At 73.0% G+C, this 14,073-nt stretch carries 2 protein-coding genes; both read right to left on the bottom strand.

Features of this window, described 5'->3' with window-relative positions:
- Positions 1-18 precede the first annotated feature (18 nt).
- Positions 19-6,324: a non-ribosomal peptide synthetase gene (locus QA861_RS26200; protein ID WP_334591030.1), complete on the bottom strand. Its 6,306-nt coding sequence runs from the start codon at positions 6,322-6,324 to the stop codon at positions 19-21.
- Positions 6,325-6,330: 6 nt separating this feature from the next.
- On the bottom strand, positions 6,331-13,995 hold the full coding sequence (locus QA861_RS26195) for a non-ribosomal peptide synthetase (protein ID WP_334591029.1): 7,665 nt from the start codon (positions 13,993-13,995) through the stop codon (positions 6,331-6,333).
- Positions 13,996-14,073 lie beyond the last annotated feature (78 nt).

The raw sequence follows: 14,073 nt of genomic DNA, 5'->3' as shown, positions 1-14,073 counted from the left end.
TTCTCGGGCCCTTCGGGGTCAGCCTTCGAGGCCCGCCGCCAACTCGTCGAGCTCGTCACGGGACAGGCCCGCCACCGACAGGCCGGACCCGGACCCGGTGCCGGCGTTGTCGCCGGTCCGCGACACGAGGGCGGTGAGGGCGGCGAACCAGGACTCGGCCAGCGCCCGCACCTCGGGTTCGGTCAGTACGCCGTCGGGCCACGACCAGTCGGCCAGCAGATGCGGCCCGGTGTCGGTGTCGTGGACGACGGCGTTGACGTCGAGGGCATGGGCGGCGGCGAGGCCGGGGTCGGTGCCGGAGCCGAGTGCCGACGACTCGGGGGCGAAGGCCCACGGCTCGGCGCCGGTGGTGGTGGGAGCCGTGAACCGGCCGAGGTAGTTGAAGCCGATGGACGGAGCGGGAGCCTTCGCCAACTCGGCCGCCGTGCCGGGGTTGAGGTGGCGCAGGAGGCCGTGACCCGTGCCGTGGTCGGGCAGTTCGCGCAGCCGTCCGGTGACCCGGCTGGTGGCGAGGTCGAGGGCGGGTCCGGCGGCCAGCGCGTCGGCCACGTCCACACCTGCCAGGTCCAGATGGACCGGGTAGAGCGAGGTGAACCAGCCCACGGTGCGCGACAGTTCGAGGCCGGCGACCAGCTCCTCGCGGCCGTGGCCCTCGACGTCGAGGACGACGTGCGGGGAGCCCTGGTGGTCGGCGACGGCCAGCGCGAGACCGGTCAGCAGGACGTCCTGGACACCGGCACGGAAGGCGGCCGGGACGGTGGTGAGGAGGGCGCCGGTGGTCTCGGGCGGCAGGGTCAGCCGCAGCGAGCGGGTCGTCGCGGCGGTGTCCCGGTCGGGGTCGAGCGGACGCGTGCCCAGCGGGGTGCGCGGTGCGTCCGCGACGCCGTGCCACAACTCGGCCTCGGCGACCCTCGACGCGGTACGCGCCTGCTCGCCCAGCACCATGGCCCAGCGGCGGAACGACGTGCCGACAGAGGGCAGTTCGGGCCGTCGGCCCGCCGCGACAGCCGTCCAGGAAGCCTCCAGGTCGGGGACGAGGATGCGCCAGGACACGCCGTCCACGGCCAGATGGTGGACGACCAGCAGCAGTCGCCCCGGCCGGTCCGGTCCGGCGTCGAACCACACGGCCCGCGCCATCGCCCCGGCCGCCGGATCGAGCAGGCCCACGACCCGGTCGAACTCCTCGGCCACGGCCGGGCGGAGATCGTCCACGGCGGATACGTCCCGGCGGTCGAGCAGCTCGGCGGCTCGGACGGTGCCGGCCGGGCGTACGTCGAGCACCGGGTCCGCACTCGCGCCAGGGCCGGTGCCGAGACGGGCTCGCAGCATGTCGTGGTGGTCGAGCAAGGCCTGCAGGGCGTCGGCCGGTTGCGGCAGGCCGGCCGCCGGCGGCACCGTCAGCAGGACGGACTGGCTGAAGCGGCCGATCGGGCCGCCGCGTTCGAGCAGCCACCGCATGACGGGGGTGAGCGGGACCGACCCTGTTCCGTCGCCGGGGATGTGGGCGAGGGCCGGGCCGTCGTCAGCGGCGGTCGCCCCGCCGACCGGACCGCGTGCCACCGCCGCCAGCTCCTTCACCGTCTGGTGCTTGAAGACGTCCCGCGCGCTGATCACGACCCCGGCCTCGGCCGCCCGGCTCACCAGCCGGATCGAGGAGATGCTGTCGCCGCCGAGGGCGAAGAAGTCCTCGTCGAGCGGGACTTCGGGGAGGTTGAGCAGTTCACGGAAGAGCGCGGCGAGGACGCGCTCGGCCGGGGTCGCGGGCTCCTGCCCACCGGTGACCGCAGTCGTCGTCGTGGGCTCTGTCTCCGGCAGGGCGGTGCTGACGGGTGCCCGGAAGAGCTCGTCGTCCCCGAGGAGGTCCACGTCCTCGATGCGCAGGCCGGGGTCGGCGGCGACGGAGGTCAGCAGACGCACCAGAACCCGGGTGAGCCGCTCGACCGTGGCCGGGTCGAACAGGTCGGTGCTGTACTCGGCGATGCCGTCGATGCCCGCCGGGCTGCCGTCGGTGTCGCGGCGCTCGCTCAGATAGAGGGAGAGGTCGAAGCGGGCGGCGCCGGTCTCCACGGGTTCGCGGGTCACGCCCAGTCCGGGCAGGGAGAGACCGGGGTGCGCGGAGTGGCCGGTGAAGGCGATCACGACCTGGAAGAGGGGGTGCCGGGCGAGGGTGCGTTCCGGGCTGAGGGCGTCCACGAGGAGGTCGAACGGCACATCCTGGTGGGCGTAGGCGGCGAGGTCGAACTCCCTTACGCGGTCGAGTAGTTCGCGGAACGTGGGGTTGCCCGAGGTGTCGGTGCGCAGGGTGAGACTGTTGACGAAGAAGCCGACCAGATCGTCCAGTCGGCCGTCGGGGCGTCCCGCGACCGGGGTGCCGAGGGTGATGTCGGTGCCCGAACCAAGCCGGGTCAGCAGCGCGGCGAGCCCCGCCTGAAGCACCATGAAGAGGGTGACCTTGGAGGCGGCGGCCAGGTCGGCGAGTCCCGCGTGCAGCTCCCCGTCGATGGTGAGGGCGGCCCGGTCACCGTCGCCGCTGGGTTCGGCGGGCCTCGGACGGTCGGCGGGAAGAGGCAACTCGCCGGGAGCACCGGACAAAGCCTCGCGCCAGTAGGCGATATGACGGCCTATCAAGCTCTCGGGCGATGCTGCTACGCCCAGCAGGTCGCGCTGCCACTGCGCGAAATCGGCGTACTGGACCGGCAGTTGGCGAAACTCCGGGATGCTCTCGGTGCTTCGTGCCGCGTACGCCGTCTCCAGGTCGCGCATCAACGGTGCCATGGACCAGCCGTCGACAGCGATGTGGTGGGCGAGTAGCAGCAGGACGTGCGTGTCGGCGTCGAGCGTGTACAGGGTGGCGCGCAGGGGGAGTTCGGACGACAGATCGAAGCGATGCCGGGCGGCGGCGGTGAGCAGTGCCGGGAGTTCGGCCTCGGTGGTCGCCGCCACGGCGAGGTCAGGCCGGCCCGCCTCCGGGTCGAGGACGCGTTGGTACGGGGTGCCCTGGAAGTCGGGGTAGACCGTACGGAGCGGTTCATGCCGGGCCACGAGGTCCGCGAGGGCGGCCTGGAGTGCTGATCGGTCGAGGGGGCCGGTGAGCCGTAGGGCCCAGGGGACGGTGTACGTGCTGTTTCCCGCGTCGAGGCGGCTCAGGAACCACAGGCGCTGTTGGGCGTACGACAGCGGAATCGGGGCCTGGCCGCGTACGTACGGTGTGAGTTCGGGGCGTCGTACGGTGTCTTCGGCGCTCAGGCGCTCGGCCAGTCCGGCCGGAGTCGGTGCCTCGAAGACCGCGCGGACGGGCAGTGCGGTGCCGAGCGCGCCCCTGATCCGGTCGGTCAGCCGCATGGCGAGCAGGGAGTCGCCGCCGAGGTCGAAGAACCCGTCGTCCACGCCCACCCGGTGTGCCGCCACGCCGAGGACGTCGCCGAACAGACCGCAGACGATCTCCTCCTGGGGAGTACGAGGGGCGCGGCCCCCACCGGACGGGGCCACCGGCTCTGGCAGGGCGGCCCGGTCCAGCTTGCCGTTCGCGGTCAACGGCAGCCGGTCCAGGACCACCACGGCGCTGGGCACCATGTGCTCGGGGAGCGTACGACCCGCGTGGCGGCGCAGGTCTTCCGCGTCCAGGGCGGCGCCGCCCACCGCGTAACCGACCAGCCGCCCGTCCCGCTCGACGACGACCGCCTCGGTGACCTCGGGATGGCCTGCCAACGCCGCCTCCACCTCGCCGAGTTCGATGCGGAAGCCGCGTATCTTGACCTGGTCGTCGGCCCGGCCCGCGTACTCCAGTTCACCGTCCGCCGACCGGCGCGCCAGGTCACCCGTGCGGTACATGCGTTCCCCGGGGTTCCCGAACGGATCGGCCACGAACCGCCCGGCCGTCAGCCCCGGCCGGCCCAGGTACCCGCGGGCCAGTCCCGCCCCGGCGACGTACAACTCACCGGTGACACCCGGCGGTACGAGCCGCAGACCGGCGTCCAGCACGTATGCGCGCAGGTCGGCGATCGGGTGTCCGATCGAGCCCTGGGCGGCCCGTTCCGCGCCCTTGGTCAGCGGCAGGCCGGTGACATGGACCGTAGTCTCGGTGATGCCGTACATGTTGACCAGGACGGGCGCGTCCTGAGGGTGCCGGGTGTACCACTCGCCTACCCGGGTGAAGTCGAGTGCCTCACCGCCGAACACGACGTGACGCAGGGCCAGTTCACGCCCAAGATCTGGCAGGGTGGCGTCCGCGCGCAGGAGCTGGCCGAAGGCGGACGGCGTCTGGTTCAGCACGGTGACGTGCTCCCGGACGAGCAGCCGCAGGAATTCCTCCGGTTCACGGCTCACCGCGAACGGCACGACCACGAGTGTGCCGCCGTGCAGCAGCGCACCCCACAGTTCCCACACGGAGAAGTCGAAGGCGTAGGAGTGGAACAGCGTCCACACGTCGTCCGGCCCGAAGTCGAACCAGTGCCGGGTGGACTCGAAGAGCCGAACGACGTTGGAGTGCGGCACCGAGACACCTTTGGGGCGACCGGTGGAACCCGATGTGTAGATGACGTAGGCCATGCCGGCGGGGTCTGGAAGCGGCAACTGTGGTGCGGACGCCGGGTAGTTGACCGACTCGGCCACGGTGACCACGGGCACGTCACCGGCTCGCGGTTCCGCCGCCTCGTCGTCCGCCGTCAGTAGCAGCACCGGGTCCGCGTCGGCCAGCATGAACGCCAGCCGCTCCGCCGGGTACTCCGGATCCATCGGTACATACGCGGCCCCGGTCTTCAGCACCGCCAGTACGGCCACCACGAGGTCAGGGGTGCGGGGCAGGGCCAGGGCGACCAACCGCTCAGGACCCGCGCCCCGTTCGGCGAGCAGGTGTGCCAGGCGGTTGGACCGCGCGTCCAGTTCCGCGTAGGTGAGACGGGTTCCTTCGTGCACGACGGCCGGGGCGTCGGGAGTGCGGGCGGCCTGTTCGGCGAACAGCTCGGGAAGGGTGACGGCTGCCGGTGCGGGCTCGGTGGCCGGACGGGCGAGGAGGCGTTCCCGCTCGTCCGGCAGCAGCGCCTCCACCTCGCGGACAGGACGTGCCGGGTCGGCCGCCAGGGCTGCCAGCACCATGGCGAAACGGTCCAACAGGGCGCGGGCGCCCGTCTCGTCGTACAGGTCGGGCCGGTACGACAGGCGCAGGGCGAGGCGGCGGCCGGGGAGGACGGAGAGGGTGAGCGGGTAGTGGGTGGCGTCACGGGCCGTGAGCCGGGTGACCTCGGACGCGCCCTTGGCGGCGGACGCGGGGTAGTTCTCGAACGCCAGCAGGGTGTCGAAGAGGTCACCCGTGCCGGTGGCGCGCCGGATGTCCGCGAGGCCGAGATACTGGTGCGGCAGCAGTTCCGCCTGTCGGCTCCGGATGCCGGTGAGGAGGTCTGCGACGCTGTCCTCCTCGTCCCAACAGACGCGGGTGGGCACGGTGTTGATGCAGAAGCCGACCATCGACGCCACGTTCGGCAGTTCGGGTGGACGGACGGTGACGGTCTGGCCGAAGACGGCGTCGCAACGCCCGGTCAGCCTGCCGAGCAGGAGGCCCCAGGCGCCCTGGACAAGGGTGTTGAGGGTGACACCGAGCGAGCGTGCCGTGGTGTCGGCGCGGGCGGTGAGCTCCTCGGGCAGTTCGACGACGAGTTCACGGGGGAGGACGGGCGTGGTGGGGGCGGCGGGGCTCAGAAGGGTGGGCCCGGGCAAGCCGGACAGGACGTCCTGCCAGGCCCGTTCGGCGGCGGCGCGGTCCTGCCGGGCCAGCCAGGCGAGGTAGTCGCGGTACGGCGGCACGGTCGGGAGCGCGGTCGGGTGCTCGCCCGCGTACAGGGCGCTGAACTCACGGACGAGCAGCTGCTTGGACCAGCCGTCGAGCAGGATGTGGTGGTTGGTGATCACCAGCCGGTAGCGGTCGGGGGCCCAGCGGACGAGCAGGTGGCGCAGGAGCGGCGGCCTGGCGAGGTCGAAGCGGCGGGTGCGCTCCGCGTCGAGCAGCCGCTGCCATGCGCTGTCCCGGTCGCGCTCGTCATACGCCGACAAGTCGGTCTCGGACCACGGGAGTTCGACGTCAGTGGGCACGATCTGGAACGGCTGTCCGGCCTCCCGGCGGCGGAAGCATGCGCGCAGGTTGGGGTGCCGGTCGAGCAGGGCCTGCCCGGCGGCCCGTACGGCGGCGGGGTCGACCTCGCCCGTCAGCTCCAGGACCTGCTGGGCGGCGTAGACGTCGGGACTGCGGTCGTCGTCGTACAGGGCGTGGAAGAGCAACCCCTCCTGCAGCGGGGACAGGGGCAGGATGTCGGAGATTCCGGACCGGGTCACCGTGGGTTACCTCCACTCGCTTCCGAACTCGGCTTCGAGTTCGGCGATCTCTGCTTGGGACAGCGACACCAGCGGCAGGTCGGACGGGGTCCGTCCGCCCTCCGCGGTGGCGTGGGTCAGGGCGGTCAGGGCGTCGCACCACAGCCCGGCCAGGGCGTGTACGTCGTCCACCGACCAGATGCCGGGAGCCCAGGACCAGGTGGCCCGCAGCCCTTCGGCGGTGGCCACGGCGGTGATCTCCAGGCCGTGGGTGACGGGCAGGGCGGGGTCGTGGGCGGCGCCGAGGGCGAGCGACCCGGGAAGCGCCTCGGGAGCCGGCGACCAGTCGGCCGCCCGCGCGCTTGCGGCGGGTGTGCGACCCAGGTAGTTGAAGCCGATCTGCGGGACCGGGAGCGCGGCGAGAACGGGTCCGGTCGCCGGGTTGAGGTGGCGCAGCAGACCGTGGCCGATGCCGTGATCGGGTACGGCGCGCAGCTGTTCCTTGACGCTCCTGATGACCTCGGCGGAGTCGTCCAGGGCGAGGCCGGTGAGGTCGAGCCGCACCGGCACGACGCTGGTGAACCAGCCCACGGTCCGGGACAGGTCGACCCCCTCGGCCAGTTCCTCGCGCCCGTGCCGCTCGACGTCCAGCAGCAGCGCCGGACGGTGCCGCCACCGTGCGAAGGCGACGGCGAGGGCGGCGAGCAGGACGTCGTCAGGGCCGGCGTGGAAGGCGGCGGGCACCGCGTTGAGCAGGTCGGCGGCCAGTTCGGCCGGAAGGGTCCGGGTGTGGTGGCGCATTACGGCGACGACGTCCTGCGCCGGGTCGGGGCGCCGGGCGCCCAGCAGCGGGTCGGGGACGTCCAACAAGTCCTGCCAGACGGCCAGTTCACCGGTCCGGGCATCGGCCTCGCGCTCCAGCAGTCGGGCCCAGTGCCTGAACGGAGTGCCGGGCGACGGCAGTTCCTCCTCGCGCCAGGCGGCTGCCAGATCGGCCCGGAGAATCCCCCAGGACACCCCGTCCACGGCCAGATGATGCACCGTCAGCAGCAGTCTGCCGGGCCGGTCGGCCCCGGCGTCGAGCCAGACCGCGCGCACCAACTCACCCTGTTCCGGGCTTAGTCGTGCCACCAGATGCTCGATCACCGCACCGAAATCGCCGTCCGGCACGGCGACCCGATCCAGCAGCCCGACCGCGTCCACGCTCCCGGCAGCCGGGATGTACGCGGTCCAGTCACCGGCGGTCGTCACACGCATCCGCAGCGCGTCATGGTGGTCGAGTACTGCCTGGAGGGCGCCCGCCAGACGCTTCTCGTCGGCGTCGGCGGGTGTCACGAACAGCGCCGACTGACTGAACGAGCCGATGGGGCCGCCGCGTTCACGAAGCCGGTGCATCGCCGGGGTCAGCGGCAGTTCGCCGACCGCCGGCTCCAGGGCGGGCCCCCGTGCCGGGGCCGGACGCGCCGTGGCCACCGCGGCGAGTCCGGCGATCGTCCGCTGCTCGAAGACATCGCGCGGGGTGAGCCGCAGCCCGGCCGTGAGGGCGCGGCTGACGAGATGGATGGAGGTGATGCTGTCGCCGCCGAGGTCGAAGAAACCGTCGTCCACGCCCACACCGTGCGGATCCCGACCTAGGATCTCGGCGAACAGCCCGCGCAGGATCTCCTCCTGCGGAGTGCGCGGCGCACGCGTCCCCTGGGCGGTCGTGACATCGGGCGGCGCGGGGAGCGCGGCCCGGTCCAGCTTGCCGTTGGGTGTCATCGGCAGGGCGTCGAGCATCACGAACACCTCGGGGACCATGTGACCGGGCAGCCGTTCCGCCGCGTACGCCCGCACGTCGATTCCGGCTTCGGTGTCCGGTCCCACGAGATAGCCGATCAGCCGCCGTACGCCGGTCCGGTCCTCGCCGACCACCACCGCGGCCTGGTCGACGTCGTCGTGCGCGGTGAGTACCCCCTCGATCTCGCCGGGCTCGATCCGCAGGCCCCGTATCTTCAGCTGACCGTCGGCCCGTCCCCGCAACTCCAGGACGCCGTCGGCCCGGCGCACGGCCAGGTCGCCGGTGCGGTACATCCGGGCACCCGGCGGCCCGTACAGGTCGGCGACGAACCGTCCGGCGGTCAGCCCGGGCCGGTTCCAGTAGCCCCGGGCCACCTGGTCGCCGGCCACGTACAGCTCACCCTCGACGCCGGCGGGCACCGGGTTCAGCCACGCGTCCAGGACGTAGGCGCGGGTGTTCCACATGGGGCGCCCGATGGGCACCGGGCCGGACGGCAGGTCGTCGCCTGGGTCGATGCGGTGGTCGGTGCAGCCGACGGTGAGCTCGGTCGGGCCGTAGTGGTTGATCAGCCGTACGTCGGGATGGTCCCGGCGCCAGACGCGCAGGGCCTCCCCGACCAGGGCCTCGCCGCCGAGCATGAACTCCTCGGTGGGCGAGATGTCGTACGGCAGGGCGGGCAGCAGCGCGAGATGGCTCGGCGTGGCCTTGAGGAACGTGTAGCCGCCGGGCAAGGGTTCCGCGCCCGCCTCGTGGACGGCGGCGATGTGCACCCGCCCGCCCGCGGCGAGCACCCCGTGCAGGCTTGTCACGGTGGCGTCGAAGGACATCGTGGCGTGCAGCAGCGAGGCGCCGCGCAGACTCGGGTACGCCGACACGCAACGGGCCACGTAGGTGGTGAGGTTGCGGTGTTCGACGACCACCCCCTTGGGGCGTCCGGTGGTGCCGGAGGTGTAGATCAGATAGGCCGGGTCGGCCGGGCGGGCGTCACTCAAGAGGGTGCCGGGGGCGTCCGCGTCGGGACTCACGACCGGACAGCCGACGCCGACCGGGTCCCTGGCGATGACGCACACCGGGCCGGCGTCGGACAGCAGATAGGCGGTCCGTTCGACCGGGTGCTCCGGGTCGAGCGGCAGATAGGCCGCGCCCGCCTTGAGAACGGCCAGCACCGCCACCGCGAGGTCGACGGACCGGAGCAGCGAGAAGGCGACGACACGGCCGCGTCCCGCGCCGACCGAGGTCAGCGCTCGCGCCAACCGGTCGGCGCGCACGTCGAGTTGGTTGTAGGTCAGGCTGGTGATCGCGTCCGTCACGGCCACCGCGTCCGGTGTCTCAGCCGCCCGCGCCTCGAACATCCGGTGGAAGGCCGTCTCCGGAACCTCCCGCGCGGTGTCGTTGCACTCGACGAGCAGGCGCCGCCGTTCGTCCCGGCCGAGGATGTCGAGTGTGCCCACGGGCCGGTCGGGATCCGCCAGAGCGGCCCGGAGCAGCCGCTCCAGGCGGGCGGCCAGCTCCTCGGCCGTAGCCCGGTCGTAGAGATCGGCGCTGTACTGGAGGATGCCCTCGATGCCGTCCGGGGAGCCGTCGCCGGCGTGCCGTTCGCCGAGGTTGAAGGTGAGGTCGATCTTCGTCGCGCCGGTCTCCACGGGGAGACTCCGGGCAGTGAGGCCTGGCAGGTCGAGGTGCGGTTCGGCGCCGGGCCGGAAGGCGAGCATGACCTGGAACAGCGGGTGCCGGGCAGGTGAGCGGGGCGGGTTGAGGGCCTCGACCAGCTGCTCGAACGGCAGCTCCTGGTGGGCGTAGGCACCGAGATCCGTGTCCCTGACCCGGTCCAGCAGTTCGCGGAAGGTGGGGGCGCCGGAGGTGTCGGTACGCAGGACGAGGGTGTTGAGGAAGCAGCCGACCAGATCGTCCAGCGTCTCGTCGGCGCGCCCCGCGACCGGAGTGCCCAGGGGGATGTCGGTGCCCGCCCCGACCCGGGTCAACAGGGCGGCCAGACCGGCCTGGACGACCATGAACGGCGTCGTGCCGGTCTCCCCGGCGAGCGCGCGCAACCGCCGGTGGAGGCTCGCGTCAAGCCGTACGGGTATGTCGCCACCCCGGTGAGTGGCACGGGCCGGGCGGGGACGGTCGGCAGGCAGGAGGAGTTCGTCCGGCAGCCCGGCCAACACCTGTGTCCAGTAAGTGAGGTGAGAGCCCATCAGACCGCCGGTGCCGCCGAGCTGCTCGCTCTGCCAGACGGCGAAATCCGCGTACTGCAGGGGTAGGTGAGCCGTATCGGGAACCCGGTGATCCCGGCGGGCCCGGTACGCGGCGGCCAGATCGCGGGTGAGGGGATCCAGGGACCAGCCGTCCGCGGCGATGTGGTGCAGCACCAGCAGGAGGACGTGGTCCTCGGGGCCGAGGACGAGCAGATGGGCGCGGAGCGGGATCTCCTCGGCGAGGCGGAGCCGCAGGCCCGCCAACTCGGCCAGACGGTCGGGCAGTTCGGCTTCCGTGACGTGGTCGACGTGCAGTCGGGGCCGGGCGGTCGAGGGGTCCAGCAGCCGCTGGCGCGGAGTGCCGTCGGTATCCGGGTAGACGGTGCGCAGGATCTCGTGCCGGGCGACCAGATCGGCCAGCGCCAGGCGCAGGGCGCCCTGGTCGAGGGCGGCGCCCGTCAACCGTACGGCGAGGGGGATGTGGTAGGCCGCGCCCGACTCCTCCAGCCGGTCCAGAAACCACAGGCGCCGCTGGGCGGAGGACAGCGGCGCCTCGTCCGGGACGGCTCCCGGTCCAGGCCGCGAGACGGGCCATACGACGGCTCCCGTGCCCCCGAGCGGACCGGCGAGGGCCGCCGGAGTGGGCGCCCCGAACAGGTCGCGCAGGGTGAGGTCGGCGCCCAGCGTGTCGCGGATCCGGCCGATCAGGCGCAGGGCGAGCAGTGAGTGGCCGCCGAGCGCGAAGAAACTGTCGTCGGCACCGACCTCTGGCAGACCCAGGACGTCCGCGAAGAGGTCGCAGAGGGCCTTTTCCTGAGGCGTCCGTGGGGTCTGTGGTGGTCGCGGGGCCCCTGAGCCCTGGCTCCCACTCGTCACCTGCGGAACAGGCAGCGCGGCGCGGTCCACCTTGCCGTTGGCGGTCAGGGGCAGCCGGTCCAGCCGCACGACCGCGGAGGGGACCAGCTGGTCGGGCAGCTGTTCGGCGAGGTGGGCGCGCAGGGACTCCGGGTCGGGTACCGGCCCCTCGGCGGGCACCGCGTACGCGATCAGCCGCCGGTCGCCGGGGCGGTCCTCGCGGACGAGTACGACGGCCTGGGCGACCTGCGGATGGGCGGCGAGGGCTGTCTCGATCTCGCCGGGTTCGACGCGGAAGCCGCGCAGCTTGACCTGGCCGTCGGCGCGCCCGTGGAACTCCAGCTCGCCGTTCCCGTCCAGGCGGACGCGGTCACCGGTGCGGTACATGCGGGCACCCGGCGGGCCGTACGGGTCGGCGGTGAAGCGCTCGGCGGTGGCTTCGGGGCGGCCCAGGTAGCCGCGCGCCACGCCGGGCCCGGTCACGTACAACTCGCCGACCACGCCCCGCGGAACGGGCTGCAGGGCGCCGTCGAGCACCTGGGCGCGCATCCCGTCGAGCGGGCGGCCGATGGGCAGCGCGTCGGGCACGTCGGCGCCGTCCGGGCAGGGACGGCAGGTGGCGAACGTGGTCGTCTCGGTCGGGCCGTAGCCGTTGGTGACCGTCAGACCGGGACAGGCCGCGAGGACGTGGCGGACGGCGGAGGCGGGAACGGCCTCGCCGCCGGCCCAGACCTGGCGCAGACCGGCGAAGCAGCCCGGGTCCTGCTCGGCGGCGAGCCGGAAGAGCCCGGCGGTCAGCCACAGCGCCGTCAGTCCGTGCCGGGCCGTCAGTCGGGCGACCCCGGCGGCGTCGACGTACTCGTCGGCCCCGCCCGCCCCGGCCACCACCGCGGTGCCCCCGCCCAGCAAGGGAACCCACATCTCGTACGTGGAGGCGTCGAACGCCGTTGGCGAATGGACGAGAACCCGTGCGTGCGCGCCGCCCTCGAACGCCGAGTCGGCGGCAAGCGCCGCGATGTCCCGGTGGGTGACGGCGACGCCCTTGGGCCTGCCGGTGGAGCCCGAGGTGTAGCTGACGTAGGCCAACTGGTCGGAGTGCAGCGGCACTTCGGGAGCGGTTTCCGGTTCGGTGACGAGCGAGGGGTCGGTGCAGCTGACGGTGCGGAGACCGTCGTACGAAGTGTCGGCGCTGTCCGTCAGCAGGACCGATGCGTCGGTCTCCGCGAGGATCCGCCGGGTGCGGGCGGCCGGGGCGCGGGGATCGAGCCCGACGTAGGCGCCGCCCGCCTTGAGGACGGCCAGCAACGCCACGATCAGCTCGTCCGAGCGCCGCATCAGGACCGCGACCCGGTCCTCGGGCCGGACACCGAGCCGAAGCAGACGGTGGGCGAGCCGGTTGGCGCGGGCGTCGAGACCGCGGCCGGTGATCGCCTGCTCGCCGTGGATGACGGCGACGCCCTCGGGGTCGGCCGCCACGCGGGCCGCGAAGAGCCCGGGAACAGTGCCGCCGTGTACGGCGGGAGCGGGAACCGGACCGTCGAGCCGCGACTCCTCGCCGGGGAGCGTCACCCCGACCCGTCCGACCACCGTGCCGGGTACGGAGGCCGCCGCCGCGAACGCCTCCAGAAAGTGGAGGAAACGCCGGTGGTGGGCGGTGAGTTCGCTATCCGTGTAGTGCTCGGGACTCGCGTCGAGATCGACCCGGATCCCCTGGCCGTCGGCGCGGTCGTAGACGTTGACCGCGAGATCCTCGACCGGCCCGGTGGACAGGTTGTGGCGAGTGGTCGGATGCCCGGCGAAGCGCACCTCCGGCCCGAAAGCCATGACGTTGACCACCGGACCGAAGTAACGGGGCCCGTCCTGGGGCCAGTTCGCCTCCCGGCGCAGTTCCTCGCCCCGGTGGCGTTGGTGACCGAGGAGGTCGCGTGTGGCCTGTGCCGTCTGCCGTACGAGGTCGACGGCGGGCGTGTCCGGGCGTACGGACAGCCGCAGGGGGAGCACGTTGGACGCCATGCCCGGGGTCGCGAGTTCCGTCTCGCTCTCGCGGGCGGCGACCGCGAGGCCGAGGACGATGTCATGGGCGCCGGTGAGCCGGTGCAGATAGGCGGCGGTCGCCGCGAGGACCACGCGGGACCAGCGGGTCCCGGCTCCGGCGGCGGCCGAGTGGACCAGGTTCCCTGCGGGCTCGGGGAGATGGCCGGTGCGGCGCAGGAAACGGTCGCCGACCCGGGGCGGACGGGTGGACAGACTCACCGGCTCGGGCCGGTCGGCGAGGACGCTCGCCCAGTGGGCGCGATCGCGTTCCTGCCGCTCCGCGGCGCGGTAGGCCCTGTCGGCGGCGATCAGCGGGCCGAGGGGAGCGGGCGGCGGAGTGTGCGGGGTGCCCGCGGCGAGCGCGGTGTACGCGTCTGCCACCCGCCGGGCGATGAGCGAACAGCTGAAGCCGTCGACAGCGATGTGATGGTACGCCTGGTACCAGATCCAGTGGTCGTCCGCGAGGCTCAGCAGCGCGTACCGGAAGAGCGGGCCCCGGTCGAGGTCGAAGGGCGTGCCGAAGTCGTCCGCCATCCAGTCCCGCGCGGCCTCGGCCCCCGCCGCGTCGACGACGGGCATCGTCCACCCGTGACCGGCGTCCACCAGCAGCCGTACGCCGTCGTCGTCCGCCGCGAACCGCGACCGCAGCGTCTCGGTCGCCTCCACCACCAGCCGTACGGCCGCCCGGAAGAGCTCGGGCTCGACGCGCCCGTGGATCTCGGTGTACTCGCCCACGTTGTAGGCGGCACCGGCGCCGCCGAGCCGCTGGCCGAACCACATCGAGCGCTGGGCGGCGGACGGCTCCAGGCCATGGCTGACGGTCATCGGCGGGCTCCGGTGGGGGTGTGGGGGAGTGTCGGGGTGCTGTCATCGGTACGGTGGCGGGTCATCCGGCGCCGCCCA

Source organism: Streptomyces sp. B21-083, assembly GCF_036898825.1.
Taxonomy (GTDB): Bacteria; Actinomycetota; Actinomycetes; order Streptomycetales; family Streptomycetaceae; genus Streptomyces.
The sequence above is the reverse complement of the archived record's forward strand: the minus strand, read 5'-3'. Positions and strand labels throughout refer to the sequence as shown.

Excerpts from the sequence above, each read along its gene's own strand:
- QA861_RS26195 (WP_334591029.1), bottom strand. The coding sequence starts at position 13,995 with ATGACCGTCAGCCATGGCCTGGAGCCGTCCGCCGCCCAGCGCTCGATG.